The organism is Mesorhizobium sp. ISC25 (genome assembly GCF_042295465.1).
Lineage (GTDB): Bacteria > Pseudomonadota > Alphaproteobacteria > Rhizobiales > Rhizobiaceae > Mesorhizobium.
Genome location: NZ_CP135441.1, coordinates 1,143,083 through 1,162,758 on the forward strand (window position 1 = coordinate 1,143,083; position 19,676 = coordinate 1,162,758).

The window sequence follows — 19,676 nt, forward strand, 5'->3', positions numbered from 1 at the left end:
CATTTTCACCCGCCGCGAGCCTCATCGCCTTGATTCTGCTGTCGTTTGCGCCCTTCTGGCTTCCTAGAATGCGCCACTGGCATCGGCCGTCGGTCGGCAAAAGGCACGGAAGTGAACCCGTATCGACTGTATGGTTTGGTCAATGCACCGTGAACGAAACGAACTCAAAACGCCAACCTCGGGTTAAACTCCTGGTTTCCACCGCCTGGTCAGGCTGCTTCTCGCTGGTGGAGCCTTGCTGCGCGCTACCTGGTAATGGAAGAACAGTCGATGCGTGTCCGGCGTTGCGTTGGATCTTTGGGGGAGCAGGCAAATCATGACAGGAATTCCCGATCTCGCGGCCATAAAGGCGATGGATGGCGCAGATCCGCTGCGCGCGATGCGCGACCGTTTTGTGTTGCCGCAAGGAGTGATCTATCTCGACGGCAATTCGCTAGGAGCTGCTTCACGTGCCGCTTTCGATGAACTGTACAAGGCCGCGACCGAGGAATGGTCGCATGATCTCATCCGCGCATGGAACACGGCCGGCTGGTTCAACATGCCGCTTGAACTTGGCGACCAGCTCGGGCGCCTGATCGGTGCCGCGATCGGCCAGACGGTGGTCTGCGACACGACGTCGGTCAACATCTACAAGCTGCTGCACGCCGCCATGGCTATGCGGCCGGAGCGGCAGGTCATCGTCGCCGAGGGCGATAGTTTTCCGACGGACCTCTACATGGCTGAGGGTGTGGTTTCGACGCGAAAAGATACGCTGCTGCGCCTCTCGGGGGTCGACGCGCCGAGCATCGAGGAGCTGATCGACGAACGCACCGCCGTGGTGTTGGTCAACCACGTCAACTACAAGTCGGGCGAACTGCGCGACATGCCGGCGCTGACGCGCAGGGCCCAGGAAGCCGGGGCGATGATCGTCTGGGATCTCTGCCACACCGCCGGTGCGATGCCAGTCGAGCTCGACAAGGCAAAGGCCGATTTTGCCGTTGGCTGCACTTACAAATATCTGAATGGCGGACCGGGCGCGCCTGCCTTCATCTATGCGGCTGAGCGGCATCTTGCCGACATCCAGCAGCCGCTCACCGGCTGGTGGGGCCATGCACGGCCCTTCGCCTTCGAGCCAGGCTATGCGGCCGGCACCGGCATCCGCCGGTTTCTGTGCGGCACCCAGCCGATCCTGTCGATGCGCACGCTGAAGGGCGCGCTCGACATCTGGAACGATATCGACATGACGGCGGTGCGCAAGAAGAGCATCGCGCTGGCCGATCTGTTCATCGAGCTTGTCGAGGCAAAGTGCGGCACTTACGGGCTCACGCTCGAAAGCACGCGCGACGGGGAAAAACGCGGCAGCCAGATTTCATTCATGCATGAGCATGGCTACCAGATCATGCGCGCGCTGATCGAACGTGGCGTGATCGGCGATTTTCGCACGCCATCGACCATGCGCTTCGGCTTCACCCCGCTCTATGTCGGCTATGCCGATGTCTGGCAGGCCGTCGAAGTGCTTGAGGACATCCTGCGCACCGGTGCGTGGAAGGATGCGCGCTTCGCCATCAAGGCGGCTGTCACTTGAGATTGATGCGAGAGCTGGAGCCGTGAGGCTGGCGACGACGCGCCGCGCGATGCTTACGGCTACGTTGCAAGGCCATATTGCCAGGGGAGGGCGCAGGGTGTTCGAACGTCACATTGCCGATTGGGATAACGCCTATGCCAACGGCGCCAACATAGCCGGCAGCGATCGCTGGCCGGCGGCCTGGATCGAGCCAGCGCGGGTTTTCCGCGACGTGCTTTCGACCGAGGGCAGGGCGCGGCTCGACTTGGCCTATGGCGATAAACCACGCAACCGGCTCGATCTTTTCCTGCCGGCCACCAAGCCCAAGGGGCTCGTGGTGTTCGTCCATGGCGGCTACTGGATGGCATTCGACAAGAGTTTCTGGTCGCATCTTGCCGCTGGCCCTGTTGATCGCGGCTATGCGGTTGCGATGCCGTCCTACACGCTCTGTCCGCAGATACGCATTGCCGGCATCGTCAAGGAAGTCGGCGCGGCGATCGGCACAGCGGCGGCGATGGTCGCAGGGCCGCTGATGCTGACCGGACACTCGGCCGGCGGCCATCTTGTTAGCCGGATGGTTACGGCGACGACGCCGCTGGCGCCCGAAGTGGTCCGGCGCGTTCGTCGCGTGGTGTCGATCTCGGGAGTGCACGATTTGCGCCCGATCATGTGCACCGGCATGAACGAGACGCTGGCGATCGATGAGGCCGAGGCGCAGGCCGAAAGCCCGGTGCTGCTGCGCCCGATGGACAAGGCCCGCCTGACCTGCTGGGCCGGCGGCGGCGAGCGCGCCGAATTCCTGCGCCAGAGCGCGGTGCTGGCCAACATCTGGATCGGCCTAGGTGCCTCGACCAGCTCTGTGGTCGAGCCTGACCGGCACCATTTCAACATCATCGACGGTTTGGCCGATCCAGACCATCCGCTGACCCAGACCTTGATCTCGGAGTGAGGCAGGTTCAGCGTAGCATCAGCACGTCGCAGGGGGAGCCCGCCGCCGCGGCAGGCGCGAACGGCGCGCGGACGATCAGCCCGTTGGCATCGGCCAGCATTTTCAGCATCGAGGAGTCCTGGATGCCGAACGGCATCGCCGCGAGGGTGCCGGCGTCGTCTGTGACAACAGCCCGCACATAATCCTGCCTGAGATCGTTGGCCGGCATGGCAGCACCGAGCCGTGCCCGACGCATATCCTGCTGAAAGGCGCGGCCGCCGAGCCGCGCCAGCAGCGGCTTCACAAAGAGCTGGGTGCAGACAAGGCTTGCCACCGGATTGCCGGGCAGGCCGATGCAGCGAATGTCGCCCAGCCGCCCGAACATCAGCGGCTTGCCCGGCCGCATGGCGATCTTCCAGAAATCGAGCGTCATGCCTTGCCCGGTCAGCACGTCATGGACGAAGTCGTGGTCACCGACCGAGGCACCGCCCAGCGTGACGATGACGTTCGCGCCAGCCTTCACGGCCTTTTCAACCAATGCGGCGATCGCCTCCCTGCGGTCCGGTGCGATGCCAAGGTCGAGCGCGCGCGCACCGACCGACTGTGCGGCAGCGGCGACACCATAGGCGTTGGAGGAGATGATCTGGTCGGGGCCCAGATTGCTGCCCGGCGGCAGCAATTCGTCGCCGGTGGCGATAATGGCGACCAGCGGCCGCTTGACCACGGCGACCTCGGGATGGTTGGCCGACGCCGCCAGCGACAAGGCCGCCGGATCGAGCAGGCGGCCCTTGGGCAGCAGGACATCGCCCTTGGCGAAATCGAGCCCGAGGCGACGGATGTTGCGCCCCTGCACCGTCGGCTCCGTCACTTCGATGCCGCCGCCGCCGAGGTCGCGGACGTTCTCCTGGATGACGATGGTGTCGGAGCCTTGGGGAAGCGGCGCGCCGGTAAAGATGCGCACAGCCTGCCCCTGCTGCACCAATCCGGAAAAGCCGCGTCCGGCCGGCGCCATGCCGATCACCGAAAGCCTTGCCGGTACGGACGCGATGTCGGCCGCCCGCACGGCATAGCCGTCCATGGCGGAAGCGTTGAACGGCGGCTGGGTGCGGAGCGCCACAACCGGCTCCGCCAGCACGCGGTCGGCGGCATCCAGCAGCGCGACGGGTTCGCCGGCCAGCTCTGCTGCGCCGTCCAACAGGCGCTCGAGCGCCTCGGCAACCGGGACCAGCGCCATTATCGGCCTGCCCCGGTGGCCCCGCCTCCGGTGATCTTGTAGTCGCCGGATTTGCCGCCGGTCTTTTCAACCAGCCTGATGCCGGAGATGACCATGGCGCGGTCGACCGCTTTGGCCATGTCGTAGATGGTCAGGCAAGCGACCGAGACGGCGCTCAGGGCTTCCATTTCAACGCCGGTCTTGCCGGTGACGCGGGTCAATGCCGTCACCTTCAGGCCGGGCAGCGCGGCGTCCGCCTCGATATCGACAGATATCCTGGTCAGCAGCAGCGGATGGCAGAGCGGGATCAGTTCATGCGTCTTCTTGGCCGCCATGATGCCGGCAATGCGCGCGGTGCCCAGCACGTCGCCCTTCTTGGCATCGCCGGCAAGGATCATGTCCAGCGTCTCGGGCCGCATCGCGACAAAACCTTCCGCAACTGCCGTGCGCACCGTCTCAGCCTTGTCGCCGACATCGACCATATTGGCTTCGCCCTGCGCGCCAAGATGGGTGAGGGCGGCCGCCATCGTCAGATCGCCTCTGCCGGCGCCTTGCCCGTCAGAAGCAGGCGCGTTGCCGTGGCCACGTCCTGCTGGCGCATCAGGCTCTCACCGACGAGGAAAGTGGCGATGCCGCTCCGCTCCAGCCGGCGGCAATCGTCATGCGAAAAGATCCCGCTCTCACTGACCAGAAGGCGGCCGGCCGGCACCATCGCTACCAGCCGTTCCGAGGTCTCGAGCCTGGTTTCGAAGGTCCGGAGATTGCGGTTGTTGATGCCGATCAGCCGCGATGACAGCCGCAGCGCACGTTCCATTTCCGCCTCGTCATGCACTTCGACCAGCGCGTCCATGCCCAGCCCGAAAGCTGTCGCTTCGAGTTCTCTTGCCAACGCGTCGTCGACGCTGGCCATGATGATCAGGATGGCATCGGCGCCCCAGGCCCTGGCCTCGTGGACCTGATAGGGGTCGAACAGGAAATCCTTGCGCAAGGCAGGCAGCTCGACGGCAGCGCGCGCAGTGGTGAGGAATTCGGGCGCCCCCTGGAAGGAGGGTGCGTCGGTCAGCACCGAAAGACAGGCGGCACCGCCTTCCGCATAGGCCCTGGCCAGCGCCGGCGGATCGAAATCGGCGCGGATCAGGCCTTTGGACGGGCTAGCCTTCTTGATTTCGGCAATCAGCGCGAACCTGCCGGATTTGCGCTTTGCCTCAAGGGCGGAAAGAAAGCCGCGCGGCGCGTCGGCATCCGTCGCGCGTGCCTTGATCTCGGCAAACGGCACTTGCGCTTTGGCCGCCGCGATCTCGTCGCGCTTGTAAGCCTCGATCTTGCGCAGGATGTCGGACATAGTTTTAACCGTTCGAAATCTCGACCAGCCTGTCGAGCACTTTTAGCGCGCGGCCGCTGTCGATGGCCTGCGTTGCCGTCACCATGCCGTCGGCAAGTGTCGTCGCCTTGCCGGCCACCACCAGCCCGGCGCCGGCATTCATCAGCACCGTATCGCGAAAGGCGCCGGCGGCGCCGCCCAGCATGTCGCGCATTGCCTGGGCATTGTGGGCGGCGTCGCCGCCGCGCAACTCGTCCTTGGTGTGACGCTTCAGCCCGACTGCTTCCGGGGTCAGCGTAAAGCTGCGGATCTCGCCGCCGGCCAGTTCGGCGACAAGTGTCTCGCCGGTGGTGGTGATCTCGTCATAGCCGTCGCCATGGACGACCCAGGCATGGTCGGCACCAAGCTCCTTCAACGTTTCTGCCACCGGCATGATCCATTCGGGCAGGAACACACCGACCATCTGCCGTCTGACACTCGCCGGATTGGAAAGCGGGCCCAGCAGGTTGAAGATGGTGCGGGTTCCGAGCTCGACCCGGGTCGGGCCGACATGCTTCATTGCCGGGTGATGCGCCGGCGCGAACATGAAGCCAACGCCGGCCTCGTGGATGCAGCGGCCGATCGTCTCCGGAGGGATGTCGATCTTGACGCCCAATGCGATCAGCACATCGGCGGCGCCGGTCAGCGAGGACAGTCCGCGATTGCCGTGCTTGGCGACGGGCACGCCGCTGCCGGCGATGACGAAAGCGGATGCGGTCGAAATGTTGACGCTGTGCGAATTGTCGCCGCCGGTGCCGACAATGTCGATGGCGCCCTCGGGAGCTTCGACGCGCAGCATCTTGGCGCGCATGGTGGCGACGGCGCCGGCGATCTCGCTGACGGTCTCACCGCGCACGCGCAATGCCATCAGAAAGCCGCCGATCTGGCCGGGGGTGGCATCGCCGGACATGATGATGTCGAAGGCCTCGCGCGCCTCCTCGAACGAAAGAGCGCTGCCGGCGGCGACCTTGGCGATGTGGATCTTCAGCGCGCTCATCTGGCCAGGGCTTGGGTTACGGCCGTTTGATCGATGCGGACGTCATATTGCGTCTGCAACTGCGCCACCAACTGGTCGAGCAGGTCGTCGGACAAACCGGAGGTGAAGGATTTCTGCGCGTCCTGGGGTACTGAGCTGGCATCGGCCCCGGCAGGCTCGAACACCTCGGCAACCTTGAACAGGATCTGTCCGTCGCCGGTAGGCGAGGGGATCAGCCCGGTGCCGCCTTCGCCGACGCCGAACATCGCGGCGGCCCCTTCCTTGCCGAAATCGACGTCGTCAGCATCGCGCTTGACGCCGCGCTTGGTCTGCTTTTCGAGCTTGAGCTCACCGGCGATCACCTCGAGCGTGGCGCCGGCTTTGAGACGCTTCTCGAGCTCTTGTGCCTTTGCGGTAAGCCGTTTGGTGGTCTCCGCCGCGGTCCAGTCGGCCACGACCTTCTGGCGGACTTCGTCCAGCGTGCGGTCGCGGGCCGGCGTGATCGCGCTCACGTCGTAGAAGACGAAGCCGTTATCGGCGGTGGTGAGACCCTCATTGTCGGTTCCGGGTTCGGATTCGAACACCGCCCTGATGAGTGCCGGCGATTCCGGCAGGTCTTTGACGATGCTTCCATCCGGCCGTTGGCCGGTGCGGTCGATGGCGTCGATGGTGACGACCTTCAGCTTCAATTTGGCGGCTGCCTCGGCGAGCGAACTGCCCGAGGCGCGCGTATCCTCGTAATTGTCGTGCACGTCCAGCAAGATGCGGCTTGCCTCGCCCAGTGCCAGGTCCTTGCGGATCTGCTCGGACACTTCGGCCAGCGGCTTCACCACTTCCGGCTTGATCTCGGTGACGCGCAGCAGAACGGGGCCAAAGGCGCCTTGCACGACCGGGCTGACTTCATTGACGTTGAGCTTGAAGGCAGCATCGGCAACCGCCTTGTCGGCGATCTTGTCCTTGGCCAGCGTGCCGAGCACCGTGTCGGCCGGCGTCTTGCCTTCGGCGGCGACGATCTTGTCGAAGGTCGCGCCGGTCCTGAGCGAATCGAGCGCCGCCTTTGCGGCATCAGGCGTCTTGAATACAAGCTGCTCGATGGTGCGCATCTCCGGCGTGGTGTAGCGCGCCTTGTTCTTGTTGTAGTCGTCGCTGACCTGTTGGTCGGTCACCGCGCTCAAATCCATGATGTCTTCCGGTTCGAGCCTGACATAGGAGAACTTACGGTATTCGGGCGCGGCGTAGGTCTTCTTGTTTTCCCCGAAATAGGCCGAAAGCACGCTGTCGGACGGCGCTTCTATCGGCTCGACAAGCGATTTCGGCAAGGTCAGGTAATCGATGGTGCGATCTTCGCCGCGATAGAGCGCGACCGCCTTGAAGAACGTATCCGGAGCCTTGAGGCCATCCGAAACCGCCTCGACGATCTGCTGGCGGACCGCGACCTGGGCGCGGTTCTTCAAATAGTCTTCCGGCCGCATGCCGATCTGCCGAAGCAGGTACTCGAAGGTTCTCCTGTCGAAGGTTCCGGCAGGCCCTTTGAACGCCGGGTCTTCACGCGTCAGTTCGGCGAGCCGGTCCTTGGACAGGCCGAGGCCGAGCTTGCGGGCCTGCTCGTCGAGGACGGCGCCCGACACGAGTTGCGCCAGCACCTGGTTGTCGATGCCGAGCGTCGTCGCCTGCTCACGGCTGATGCGCTGGCCGAATTGCTGCGACATGACGCTGAGCTGGCGATCGTAGGCGAGGCGGTATTCGTTGATCGAGACCTTGGTGCCTCCGGCCGTAATCACGGCGTCATGGCCGGCAAGACCGCCCATCAGCCGGCCCGAGATGCCCCAGATGGCGAAGCTCAACACCAACAATGACAGCAGCAGTTTCGCGACCCAGGTCCCCGCCGCACTTCTCAACATACCAAGCATGAGTACTTCCGATTTTTGCGCATTTCGCATGCGCCGAGTCTGAAACAAGCGCAATAGCGCCCTTCCTGCCCACTGTCGATTGCTTTGTGGCCTGATTTTGATAGTGAGGGCCAGCTGGAAATTGCCCGGAGAAACAAATCCCATGACGCCTGGAATCCGCCCGCTCGTCGCCGGTAACTGGAAAATGAACGGTACCGGCGCCTCGCTCAACGAACTCAGGATGATCGGCAACGGCTTCATGAGCGGGCTCGACGCCGAGACCGAAGCGGTGGTCTGCGTGCCGGCGACCTTGCTTGCGCACGCCGCCGAGATTCTGTCGCGCACGCCGGTGCGGGCCGGCGGGGAGGACTGCCATACCGAGGAAAGCGGCGCCTATACCGGCTGCATTTCGGCCGAGATGCTGAAGGATGCAGGTGCCAGCCATGTCATCGTCGGCCATTCCGAATGCCGCGCCGATCGCAAGGAAGACGATGCCATTGTGCAGGCCAAGGCCTCCGCTGCATGGCGCGCCGGGTTGGTGGCCATCATCTGCATTGGTGAGACAAGAGCCGAACGCGAAGCAGGAGCCACGCTCGACGTGCTGTCGCGCCAGGTCTCTGGCTCGGTCCCGCCAAACGCCACGGCGTCCAACACTGTCATTGCCTATGAGCCAATATGGGCGATCGGCACCGGCTTGACGCCGACTGCCGCCGACGTCGCCGAGGCACATGCCCATATCCGCGAGGAACTGGTGCGGAAGCTTGGCAATACGGCAGCCAAGATGCGCATTCTCTACGGCGGCTCGGTCAAGCCGTCCAACGCCGTCGAGCTGCTCGGCGTCAGGAATGTCGACGGCGCGCTGGTCGGCGGCGCCAGCCTGAAGGCGGCGGACTTCCTCGGCATCGCGGAAGCCTATCGAAACATCGCTTGATACCGGGACAGCTTGCTGGATTTGAGCGACGGCCGGCGCCGAAATCGTTGCAAAGGACGCATTGCTTCCCATATTCCGGCCACGGGCTTGGAAATGCCGTCAAAGCATTGTATTGAGCCGCCTCCAAATCAGCGGCCGCGCAAGGCCTTGCCAGGATAAATTATGGAAACCGTACTGATCGTCGTCCACCTTATGGTCGTGCTCGCGCTTGTCGGCGTGGTGCTGCTGCAGCGCTCCGAAGGCGGCGGCCTCGGCATCGGCGGCGGATCGGGCTTCATGACCGCGCGTGGCGCCGCCAATGCGCTGACGCGGGCGACGGCGATTCTGGCCGCGGCTTTCTTCGTCACTTCGCTGACACTGTCGATCGTAGCGCGCTATGGCGAGAAGCCGATCGACATTCTCGATCGCGTGCCGGCGACCTCGGACGGGGCAGGCAAGGGCGTACTCAACCAATTGCCCGGAACCACGACGCCGACGCCGCCTTCGGGCAACACGGCGCCGACCCCACCGTCCGGCAATGGCGCGGCAACGACGCCTCCGGCAACCGCTCCGGCGACGCCGCCAGCGACAAACGGCGCCACCGCGCCGGCCACGCCGCAGGTCCCCAACCAGTAATCGGGCAACTTATGCCGCGATCTGTTGTCGTTTGAACACAGTCGCGGCAAATGCCGCACGATCAAGAAGATTCGACAGCGCCTCACGCTTGAGGCGCTTCCGGCTAATCGATTATACGTTGCACGCGGCATTCTCGGCGTCCTTGGGGGGCGCCGGGCGACGCCGTGGGCAACAAGCATTGAACGATCGGATCTTCCCCATGCAGCTTCGCAGCTTCATTTTTGCCGGCCTTTGTGCCGTGCTCAGCCTAGGTGCGCCCGCTTACGCGGCCATGCCGACGGCAAACTCGGCCCACAAAGCCGCAACAACAACCGACGTCGTCAACGTCGCTGCCAAAAGCGATGCGGCGCAATTGAAGCTTCTCAAGAAGAAGAAAGATCCAATGCCGGGCGACCTTGCACAGATCCGCAAGATCGAAGCCAAGATCGCAGTCGACAAGGAAGCCGCTCGCGCCAAGGCACTCGAAGCCAGGAAGCTGGCGATGCGCGAGGCGGCGAAAGCCAAAGCCGATGCGGAACGGCAGGCATTCCTTGCCAAGAAGAGCCAGCCGCTCGCGACGGCCAAGGTGGCTGACGCCACGCCGGCCAAGAAGAAGACCGTCAACATCATCGAACCGATTACGCCTATCGTGCCGATCCAGTCGGCCGAGCCGATCCCGGCCGAGGCCATGAACGTTGCGCTGACCGGCAACAATGGCGAGTTGCGCAGCGAACCGGTCGGGCAGAAGCCGCAGAGCGTCGGGCTGTTCGCGGGACTGTTCGGCGGCACATCCTCTTCGTCGATGTCGCTGCTTCCGGAAACACGCGCGCTCGACGCCGCGCTCGAAAGGAAGCAGGCCAAGCGGCAGTTCAAGGTCAAGCCGGAATTCGTGCCGCAGGAGGTCGAATTCACCGGCTACAACCCCGGCACCATCGTCATCGATACCAGCGCCCGTCGCCTCTACCTCGTCGAATCATCGTCAACCGCCCGCCGATATGCCATCGCGGTCGGCCGGGAAGGCCTGCAGTTCAAGGGCACAGTTGCCGTCGGCGACAAGCAGGAATGGCCGCGCTGGATTCCGACGCTGGATATGCAAAAGCGCGAACCCAAGCACTATGGCCAGTACAAGGACGGTATGCCCGGCGGCGGCGACAATCCGCTCGGTGCGCGCGCCATCTATCTCTACGATGGCAAGAAGGATACCCATCTGCGCATCCACGGCACCATTGCGCCGCAGTCGATCGGAACCAGCGCCTCCAATGGCTGCTTCCGCATGATCAACGAGCACGTAATGGATCTCTACCGCCGGGTGAAAGTAGGCACCAAAGTCGTCATCATCTGACGCTTTGACAGATCGTGCCAAAAGGGCCGGCCTCGCCGGCCCTTTTGTTTTGATACGCCAACGACCAGAGCGCCTTCTTGGGAAAAAGCCTTCGCGGCGGTTTTTTCTCTGGCGGAATCAATTCGGCCGCGTTAAGCGATGACTCCCATGGCGCGATATGTATTCATCACAGGCGGCGTGGTTTCCTCACTTGGAAAAGGCATTGCTGCAGCGGCCCTTGGGGCTCTCTTGCAGGCGCGAGGCTATCGCGCACGCATCAAAAAGCTCGATCCCTATCTCAACGTCGATCCCGGCACGATGTCGCCCTACCAACACGGCGAAGTCTTCGTGACCGATGACGGGGCCGAGACCGATCTCGATCTTGGCCATTATGAGCGCTTCACCGGCCGCTCGGCCAACCAGCAGGACAACATCACCACCGGCCGTATCTATAAGAACATTATCGAGCGCGAGCGGCGCGGCGACTATCTCGGCGCCACCGTGCAGGTCATTCCGCACGTCACCGACGAGATCAAGAACTTCGTCCTCAACGGCAACGACGACTACGATTTCGTGCTGTGCGAGATCGGCGGCACCGTCGGCGACATCGAAGCGATGCCGTTCCTGGAAGCGATCCGCCAGCTCGGCAACGACCTACCGCGCAACAACGCCGTCTACGTCCACCTGACCTTGATGCCTTACATTCCGACGGCGGGCGAACTGAAGACCAAGCCGACGCAGCATTCGGTCAAGGAGTTGCGCGGCATCGGCATTGCACCCGACATACTGCTGGTCCGCGCCGACCGGCCGATCCCCAAGGAAGAGCGCAGAAAGCTGTCGCTGTTCTGCAATGTCCGCGAAAGCGCCGTCATCCAGGCGCTCGACGTGCCGCATATCTACGACGTGCCGATGGCCTATCACAATGAAGGGCTCGACTCGGAAGTTCTGGCCGCCTTCGGCATCGATCCGGCGCCGAAGCCGCGCATGGAACGGTGGCAAGCGGTGTCCAACCGCATCCACAATCCGGAAGGCGAAGTGACCATTGCCGTCGTCGGCAAATATACCGGCCTCAAGGACGCCTACAAATCGCTGATCGAGGCGCTGTCGCATGGCGGCCTCGCCAACCGGGTCAAGGTCAAGCTCGACTGGATCGAAAGCGAGATATTCGAAAAGGAAGACCCGGCGCCGTGGCTGGAGAAGGTCCATGGCATTCTCGTCCCCGGCGGTTTTGGCGAGCGCGGCTCGGAGGGCAAGATCCTGGCGGCGAAGTTCGCGCGCGAGCGCAAGGTGCCGTATTTCGGCATCTGCTTCGGCATGCAGATGGCCTGCATCGAGGCGGCGCGTTCGCTGGCCGGCGTCGAACACGCATCATCGACCGAGTTCGGCCCGACCGCGGAGCCGGTCGTCGGCTTGATGACCGAATGGCTGAAGGGCAACATGCTGGAAAAGCGCAGGGAAACCGGCGACCTCGGCGGTACCATGCGGCTCGGTGCCTACCAGGCCGACCTCGCCAAGGGATCGAAGATCGCCGAGATCTATGGCGATACGCAGATTTCCGAACGCCATCGCCACCGCTACGAGGTCAATGTCGACTACAAGGAGCGGCTCGAGGATTGCGGCCTGGTGTTTGCCGGCATGTCGCCGGACGGGGTGCTGCCGGAAACGGTCGAATATCCCGACCACCCCTGGTTCATCGGCGTGCAGTACCATCCCGAGTTGAAAAGCCGGCCGCTCGATCCCCACCCGCTGTTTGCCAGCTTCATCGAGGCGGCGGTAGAGCAGTCGCGGCTGGTCTAGACTAGCCGCCCATGCAAACTTACGTCGCGCTGCTCTACAGCATTGTCCTGGGCGAGGGGCGGCGGGTCGTCATGTCCGATCTGAAGGCGATGGCCGAAAGCCTGGGTCTGAATAACCCGCGCACGCTGGTAGCGACCGGCAATCTGGTCTTCGAGGCGCAAGAAACAGAACTTGCGGCGTTGGAGCAGCGGCTGGAGGCGGCGTTCGCAAAGACTTTCGGCCGCCACGTCGACATCATCGTGCGCCGCGCCGACGGCTGGCTGAGGCTGGCGGCCGGCAATCCGTTCCCAGCCGAATCGGCTGAGACCGCGGACCAGGTGGCGGTGCGCGTGATGCGGGCGCCCGTTCCCGCCGAGACCGCCGCGGCGCTTGAGGCATATGCCGGCAAGGACGAGAAGCTGCGGATTGTCGACGGCGACATCTGGATCATCTTTTCCCGCGAGATGCCGAGTTCGCGGCTGCTTGCGGCGGTGAGCCACAAACGTCTCGGCATCGGCACCTCGCGCAACTGGAATACAGTGCGCCGCCTGGCCAAGATGGTCGCAGAATAAACGGGGCGGCTCGCGCCGCCCCGAGTCCGTTCAGGCCTTGGCTATCCTGGCTCCGGCACCGAGCGCCATCGTGCGCGGCACGTAGTAGATGACGCCGGCAATTGCCACGCCGAAGAACCAGCCATAGACGCCCCACCATGACGGCAGCAGGCTGGTGAAGTTGGGCAGGATCGAGGAGAAGACCGCGCCGATACCGGCGGCGATGAAGGCATTAACATGCCAGCCGCCCTGAACGCGGAATTCGCCATTCTCCCTGTAGAGCGCCTCGACGTCGACCTCGCCCTTCCGGATCAGGTAGTAGTCGACCATCATCACGCCGAAGATCGGCCCCATCGTCGCGCCAATGATGTTGACGAAGGAGGCAGCACTGCCTTCCCAGGGCGCGAAAGGATAAAGCACAAGCGCGATCAGCGCGTAGCCGCCCTTCTTGAAGTCGATCTGCCGTGGAAAGACGGAGAAGTCGAAGGCCGGCGACACGAAGTTCGCCGCCACATTGATGCCGAGCGTCGCCACCGCAAAGGTCAGGGCTGCGAGCGCCGCCAGGAACCAGCTGTCGAATTTCGCCGATATCTGGTCGGGATGCAGCAGCACCTCGCCATAGACGTCGAAGGCGGCGATCGTGGTGACGCCGGCGACCAGCGAGAACAGGATAAGATTGACCGGCAGGCCCCAGATGTTGCCCTTGCGCAGCGATGCCTTATCCGGGGCGTAGCGCGCGAAATCGCAGAAGTTGAGATACAGTGCGGAGAAATAGGTCACCCAGATCGCCGCCACCGCAAACAGCGAGGTCCAGGAGCCCGGCGTGCCCGGCACGCCTGCGTCCTTTGTCTTTTCCAGCAGCACATCCATCGGGATGTCGCTGGTGAAGGCGAAGGTGCCTGCCTTGATACAAAGATAGATCGCCAGGATCAGCATCATCACCCACACCGCCGGTCCGGCCCAATCCTGGAAGCGGCGCACCGTTTCCATGCCCTTCTGGATGATCAGGAGCTGCAGCGCCCAGATGACGACGAAGCAGATCACCTCGAGCCCGGAGTGGCCGAGGAAATGTGTGCTCTGGTTGAAGTCCGCGAACCATTGCGAGCGGATCAGCAGGGCTACTATCGCGCCGGAGGCGGCCGCCGTCTGCGCGCCGTACCAAAAGCAGGCTACGATGGCGCGCACCAGTGCCGGTATGTTGGCGCCCCAGATGCCGAAGGAGGCACGCGCCAAGACAGGGTAGGGCACCCCGGTCTTCACGCCGGCATAGCCGACCATGTTCATCAACGCATAGATGATCAGCGAACCGATACCGATGGCGATGATGAAGTTGACGAAGCCGCCGCAAAACAGGAACAGGCTGGCCGCGAGATAGTAGCCCCACAGGCTGTGGACGTCCGACGTCCAGACGTTGAAGATCGAGAACGGTCCCCAGTTTCGAACCTTCGCCGGAGCGAGATCCTCATTTACAGGTCCGGTGATGCGCCTTGTATGGTCATTGCTATGTCCTCCCCTTGCAACCGCACGCGCCTCCACGCATGGCACGCAGGTTAAGCCTGACGCAGGGGAACCGGCAAGCAGACGATTTTCCGGCTTTGGACTTAAAGACATTCAATGAGAAACGCGCTTATCGGCCGGACGATGCCGTGGCTGCGATATTGAGCTTCGCCGCTGATTCGGTCGCTGCTTGCTTGCCGGCCGGTCGAGCACCGGCGACCGCCGACGTCTCGAAACTGGCCTCTAGCCAGGCTATTGCGCCGGTCACGTCGTCGAGGGCATAGGTTGCGGCCGTCGGTCCGTTCGGCTTCACGCGGATGGAGATGCCGCCAATTTCGTTGATTGCCTCGAAACCGTGTTCGTCCGATGTATCGTCTCCGAGGAATATCGGCCGCCGGCCGATAAAGGGCGGAATGTCCATAAAACGCCGGATGGCAGCACCTTTGACGGCTTCCAAAGGCATGAGCTCGACGCCGGCGTTTCCCGGAAGCACCCGATAGCCTTTCGGAAGCCGGGCCAATGCCTGTTCGACGAGCTGGATTGCGGGCGCAAGCAGTTGCGGTGCTGCCCTTGTATGAACGGCAAGGACCGGCCCCTTGCGTTCGACATAGACCTTGCCGCTGCCCAGTTCGGCCTCGATCTCGTCGGCAAGGGCGGCGATGTCGGCCGGCGCGTCGGCGGCATCGATCGGACCGCTCGGCGTCAGCCGGTGCTCCAGCCCATACAGTCCGGCGGTCCGCAGCTTCAGCGGATGGAACAGCTTGTCCACGGCGGGGATCGATCGGCCGGTGATGAAGGCGACCGCACCATCCAGCCGCCGCTCGATGTGTCCAAGCAGGTTGCGCAATTCCTCGCCGACGAACACCGCGTCGGGATGGGCAGCGTGTTCCAGCAGGGTTCCGTCTATGTCGAGGAAGAGCGCCCATTGCCCTTCCGGCAGGTTCAACGCCGGCGGTTGTTCAAAGCTTTTCACGATGCTGCCTTCCGTGCCCGCTCGAACATCGAGATGACGTTGTTGGTGTTCGATGGCGGGCGCTCGCCGGTTCCGGTCACCCTGTCGAGATCGCCGCGTTTGCGCAGGCGCGCGGCATCCAGCAGCATGCTGCCGGCCCAGCGGTAGACATTGTTGTCGCGGACCATCTCCCGCATCGGCCGCAAACGCTCGCGCTGCTCTTCCGGCGTCATCGTCAGCGCCTGCAACAGCGCCTCGCTCATCATGGCAGCGTCGTAGGGGTTGACGATCAGTGCTTCCAGCAATTCGCGCGAGGCTCCGGCAAAGGTACTGAGCAAAAGCACGCCCTGTTCGTCGTCGCGCGCCGCGACGAATTCCTTGGCGACAAGGTTCATGCCGTCATGCAGGCTGGTGACCATGCAGATGTCGGCGGCGCGATAGACCTCGTAGACCTGCTCCTGCCGATGATGTTCGGCGACCATCAGGATAGGGCTGTATGTCTCGCTGCCATAACGCCGGTTGAGCTCCTCGGCATAGCGACGGCATTCGTCATGGAGTTGCTGGTAGGCGGGCAATGTCCCCCGGCTCGGCGCGGCGATCTGCAGGAAAACCACCTTGCCTATCCATTCGGGATATCTCGTGAACAATTCGTCCAGGGCATGGAAGCGATCGAGAATGCCTTTCGTGTAGTCGAGGCGCTCGACGCCAACGCATAGTTTGGTATCCGTAGACAGGCCGAATCTGTCGCGTACGCTGGCGCGGCACTCCTCCACAGACGGCAGTTTTGCCAGCAATTGGGCCGGCCATTCTATGGAAATGGGATAGGCGTGGACCAACGTGGTCTGCCCACCATAGGAGATTGCCGCGTCTGCCCGTTCGATCCGGCTCTCCAGAAAACGGTCGACACTTTCGGTGAAGTTGTTGGCATGGAATTGGGTATGAAAGCCGATGATCGAACTGCCGAGCAGTCCTTCCAGGATCCGCTCACGCCACGGACAGATGCTGAACACTTCCGAATTGGGCCACGGGATATGCCAGAAGGTGATGACTATCGCGTCCGGCAGGCGCTGGCGAATCATGCGCGGCAGCAGCGCAAAATGGTAGTCCTGCACCAGCACGATCGGCCGTTCGTTGCGGGCTTCGGCAACCACCGTATCGGCGAATTTGCGGTTGACGGCCTCGTAGGCGTCCCAGTCCGAGGCGCGAAAGACGGGGCGGGTGAAGGCGATATGGCAAAGCGGCCATAGGCCCTCATTGGCGAAGCCCAGATAATAGCCCTGATATTCCTCCTCCGTCAGCCAGACCCTGCGCAGCGTGTAGGACGGATTGCCTGGCGGCACCTGCACCCGGTCGTCTTTGTCGACGGTGAGGCGATCTGCCGTGCCGCCGCCATAGGCGATCCAGGTGCCGGCACAGGCGCGGGTGATGGGCTCGAGTGCCGAAACCAGCCCGCTGGCCGGCACCAAAAGTTGGACCCCGTCATCCTTGATGTTGTGGATGTAGGGTTCGCGGTTGGACACCACGATGACCTGTGCGTCCGGCAGGTCGTCGGCCAGGATCTTGCGCAAAGTGTCGGGCGACCACGTGACCAGTGCCGCATCGGCCGACTGGCCGTTCTTTTCGAACTCGCGCAGCACCTTGCGTGCCGCTTCCGATGCGACATCCTCGCTCGGCGTGTATGCGGCCGCCGTTGCGCGGCCGCGACGCTGGCGGGATATCGATAGGAGAATGGCAAAAGCGGAAAAGCCAAAACTTGCAATCAGCAAAACCCAGAGCAGGTTTACAGTATAATCTGACATGGAATGTAATCTCGCCTCCGGCCAGCTGATAGCCGTTTTTTATTTGTTTTTCTGGTTCGCGGCCGTGTGACAACGACAGCGTTCCCGCGCCGCCCCTTTTTGCAACGCACAAAGAGGCTATCGGTTCCGGACGATTGCAATGCGGCGCGTCATTTTCGATGCGCCGCAGCGCGGCGGCATCAAGTGCGCACGATGAGCGGCACCATCCCCTCATACCGATCGGCGAGAAAGGCGACGACCCGGTCGCCGACACGCTGGAATGTGAGGTCGACCACCGTCGAGCCGACACCCAGATGCCGCAATGTCAGCGTGTCGATGCCGATCGGCAGCCTTGGGCGGGTGACCCGGATTTCGCTGTTCCAGCCGTCGATTTCGAGCCCAAGGCAGGCCTGCATCAGCATGAAGGCCGATCCCGCTGACCAGGCTTGCGGCAGGCACGCGACGGGATAGGCGATCGGCGCTTCGCCCGGCGACCGGGTAAAGCCGCAGAACAGTTCCGGCAGCCGCATGTTGAAATGGACAGCCGATTCAAACGTGCCGCTCATCAGCCGGACCACGCTGTCGCGCACGCCATAACGTGCCAAGCCGGCACCGCACATGGCGGTGTCGTGCGGCCAGATCGAACCATTGTGGTAGGACATCGGGTTGAAGAATATCGCATCGTCGGCCAGCGTCCTCACTCCCCAACCAGAGTGGAACGACGCGGAGAGCAGCTGATCGGCGACCATCTGCGCCCGTTCCGGCTCGGGCAGCCCGACAAAGAGAAGATGGCCGGCATTCGACGTCCGTACCTTGCAGAGCTCGCCTGCACCATCGATCGCCAGTGCATAGAAATTGAGATCGTCCATCCAGAAATGGCGTTCCACCGCGGCGCGCATGGTTTCCGCGCGTTCCTCCCAATGATCGGCCTTGTCGTCCTCGCCGCGGCGGCGGGCGAGCGCCGCCAGCCCACGGAACGCGGCAAAGACGTAGCCTTGCACCTCGACCAGGGCGATCGGCCCCTTAGGCATGCGGCCATCGGCATGGAAGACGGAATCGAAACTGTCCTTCCAGCCCTGGTTGGCGAGGCCGGTCTCGGCGCCGCGCTGGTAGGTAACGAAGCCGGTCGCGCGGCTTGTCTCCTCCGTCCATTCGGCCGCTGCACAGAGCGATGGCCACAGACTGTCGACGAATGCCATGTCGCCGGTACGATCCGCATAGGCGCAAGCGAGATGAATGTAGAGCGGCGTGGTATCGACACCGCCGTAATAGCGGCCGAACGGGAGCTCCCGTAGTGCCGCCATCTCGCCCTTGCGGGTCTCGTGCATGATTTTGCCCGGCTGCGAATCGCTGAACGGCGACGTTTCGGTTGCCTGATGCTGGGCGAGAAAGGCGAGTACGCCGCGCGCCAGCCCAGGATTCAACCACAGCATCTGCAGTGCGGAAATCACCCCGTCACGGCCAAACGCCGTCGAGAACCAGGGTATGCCGGCATAGGGGTAAGGTCCGGTTGCAAGCTCGGTGGTCAGCAACGCCACGTCCGCGCGCGCGCGTTCGATCCAGTCGTTGAAGACGCGGCCGGAGCTGTGCACCGTCGCGCCGTGGCGGCGTTTGGCGCGCATGCCGAAGCGAGCGCGGGCGGCGGCAGCCCGAAAACGGTCGCGGTCGGGTGTCTCCGCCACTTCCGGGCCGACCTCGATATAGAGGACCTCGCTGCTGCGCTTCGTCACCGCAACCAGGAAATCCGCACGGCTGGCGGTCAAATTGTCCGGCGCCCGCGAGAACGAGATTGCCGACAGGCGCACGAGCTGGTCTAGCCCGTCATATCGAAGCACCACGGATGTCGGACTGGTCTCGGCGGCGTGGGCTATTCCGCGCTTGAGCCGGGTCGAACCGCGCACCTCGAACATGTCACGGAAATCTGCTGCGAAATGCAACGAAACCCGAATGGCCGACGATTCCTGGCTGTAGTTGGAAAGGGTGATGCGCTCGAACAGCCGGTCCTGCCAAAGCAGCCTGACGCGTTCTATGTGGATCGCGCCTTGCGGAATGTCGCGACCACCGACACTCTGGATCGGCAGATTGGTCAAGTTCGAGGTGAAAAGCACATTGTCCTGGCTGAGCGATGCGCCCAGCAGCGACATTTGCCGGCCACCGACCGTCAGCCGGAATTCCGAGAGCACACGCGTGTCGTCTCGGAAAAAGCCGTCGCCGGCGCCGCGGATGTCGCCATAGGCGTCGGCCACCGCGAAGCAGTCGCCTTGCTTGAGGGCGAACAGCCGGTGCGGCTCCCGGGGCGCAACCTCGTCGAGGGAGGCAAGGGCTACGGCGGGATCAAGCTTACGCTCGTCGAGTTGATTCATACGT

General features: G+C 63.4%; 15 protein-coding genes and 1 pseudogene. 7 read left to right on the top strand and 9 right to left on the bottom strand.

All coding sequences use genetic code 11. From position 1 onward, the window contains the following. The first annotated feature begins 316 nt into the window (after window positions 1–316). Together kynU and RQ479_RS05615 are read left to right on the top strand one after the other, a co-directional pair. Window positions 317–1,564 carry a kynureninase gene (gene kynU / locus RQ479_RS05610; RefSeq protein WP_376704379.1) on the top strand — a complete coding sequence of 416 codons (1,248 nt, stop codon included), beginning with the start codon at window positions 317–319 and terminating at the stop codon, window positions 1,562–1,564. Window positions 1,565–1,661: 97 nt separating this feature from the next. Then, complete coding sequence (locus tag RQ479_RS05615) at window positions 1,662–2,492, top strand: alpha/beta hydrolase (protein ID WP_376704380.1); 831 nt, start codon at window positions 1,662–1,664, stop codon at window positions 2,490–2,492. A gap of 7 nt (window positions 2,493–2,499) precedes the next feature. Here the strand turns inward: RQ479_RS05615 and glp are convergent, their stop codons facing one another. Genes glp through RQ479_RS05640 form a run of 5 tightly spaced genes read right to left on the bottom strand, consistent with a single transcriptional unit; the run spans window position 2,500 to window position 7,930 of the window. Next, window positions 2,500–3,705: a gephyrin-like molybdotransferase Glp gene (glp, locus tag RQ479_RS05620; RefSeq protein WP_376704381.1), complete on the bottom strand. Its 1,206-nt coding sequence runs from the start codon at window positions 3,703–3,705 to the stop codon at window positions 2,500–2,502. Further along, window positions 3,705–4,211 carry a cyclic pyranopterin monophosphate synthase MoaC gene (gene moaC, locus RQ479_RS05625; RefSeq protein WP_352665071.1) on the bottom strand — a complete coding sequence of 169 codons (507 nt, stop codon included), beginning with the start codon at window positions 4,209–4,211 and terminating at the stop codon, window positions 3,705–3,707. The genes glp and moaC overlap by 1 nt, the downstream gene beginning before the upstream one ends. Before the next feature lie 2 nt (window positions 4,212–4,213). Beyond that, a complete protein-coding gene (gene trpC, locus RQ479_RS05630; RefSeq protein WP_376704382.1) occupies window positions 4,214–5,026 on the bottom strand; it encodes an indole-3-glycerol phosphate synthase TrpC in 813 nt (270 codons plus the stop codon). 4 nt (window positions 5,027–5,030) lie between these two features. Continuing rightward, window positions 5,031–6,041: an anthranilate phosphoribosyltransferase gene (trpD, locus tag RQ479_RS05635; RefSeq protein WP_376704383.1), complete on the bottom strand. Its 1,011-nt coding sequence runs from the start codon at window positions 6,039–6,041 to the stop codon at window positions 5,031–5,033. Beyond that, the gene (locus tag RQ479_RS05640) at window positions 6,038–7,930 is read right to left on the bottom strand and encodes a SurA N-terminal domain-containing protein (protein ID WP_376704384.1); all 1,893 of its coding nucleotides are present in this window, start codon (window positions 7,928–7,930) and stop codon (window positions 6,038–6,040) included. Before RQ479_RS05640 ends, trpD begins: the two co-directional genes overlap by 4 nt. A gap of 142 nt (window positions 7,931–8,072) precedes the next feature. On the opposite strand from RQ479_RS05640, the gene tpiA reads away from it, so the two are divergent. The 5 genes from tpiA (at window position 8,073) to RQ479_RS05665 (ending at window position 13,103) form a co-directional block, all read left to right on the top strand. Continuing rightward, complete coding sequence (gene tpiA, locus RQ479_RS05645; protein WP_376704385.1) at window positions 8,073–8,840, top strand: triose-phosphate isomerase; 768 nt, start codon at window positions 8,073–8,075, stop codon at window positions 8,838–8,840. 162 nt (window positions 8,841–9,002) lie between these two features. Then, window positions 9,003–9,455: a preprotein translocase subunit SecG gene (gene secG / locus RQ479_RS05650; protein WP_376704386.1), complete on the top strand. Its 453-nt coding sequence runs from the start codon at window positions 9,003–9,005 to the stop codon at window positions 9,453–9,455. A 199-nt stretch (window positions 9,456–9,654) separates the two neighbouring features. After that, window positions 9,655–10,776 carry a L,D-transpeptidase gene (locus tag RQ479_RS05655; protein WP_376704387.1) on the top strand — a complete coding sequence of 374 codons (1,122 nt, stop codon included), beginning with the start codon at window positions 9,655–9,657 and terminating at the stop codon, window positions 10,774–10,776. Window positions 10,777–10,923: 147 nt separating this feature from the next. Next, window positions 10,924–12,552 carry a CTP synthase gene (locus tag RQ479_RS05660; RefSeq protein WP_292653532.1) on the top strand — a complete coding sequence of 543 codons (1,629 nt, stop codon included), beginning with the start codon at window positions 10,924–10,926 and terminating at the stop codon, window positions 12,550–12,552. A gap of 11 nt (window positions 12,553–12,563) precedes the next feature. After that, window positions 12,564–13,103, top strand: coding sequence for a DUF1697 domain-containing protein (locus RQ479_RS05665; protein WP_292653533.1), 540 nt, complete (start codon window positions 12,564–12,566; stop codon window positions 13,101–13,103). Between the two features lie 30 nt (window positions 13,104–13,133). Here the strand turns inward: RQ479_RS05665 and RQ479_RS05670 are convergent. The 4 genes and pseudogenes from RQ479_RS05670 to RQ479_RS05685 form a co-directional block, all read right to left on the bottom strand. After that, a pseudogene (locus tag RQ479_RS05670) lies at window positions 13,134–14,581 on the bottom strand (NCS1 family nucleobase:cation symporter-1). Window positions 14,582–14,709: 128 nt separating this feature from the next. Next, window positions 14,710–15,552 (bottom strand): trehalose-phosphatase, encoded by an 843-nt coding sequence (gene otsB / locus RQ479_RS05675; RefSeq protein WP_376704388.1) that lies wholly within the window; start codon window positions 15,550–15,552, stop codon window positions 14,710–14,712. Then, window positions 15,549–17,330, bottom strand: a complete 1,782-nt coding sequence (locus tag RQ479_RS05680) for a trehalose-6-phosphate synthase (protein WP_376704389.1) — start codon at window positions 17,328–17,330, stop codon at window positions 15,549–15,551. The genes otsB and RQ479_RS05680 overlap by 4 nt, the downstream gene beginning before the upstream one ends. 179 nt (window positions 17,331–17,509) lie before the next feature. Further along, window positions 17,510–19,672: an amylo-alpha-1,6-glucosidase gene (locus RQ479_RS05685; protein ID WP_352721458.1), complete on the bottom strand. Its 2,163-nt coding sequence runs from the start codon at window positions 19,670–19,672 to the stop codon at window positions 17,510–17,512. Window positions 19,673–19,676 lie beyond the last annotated feature (4 nt).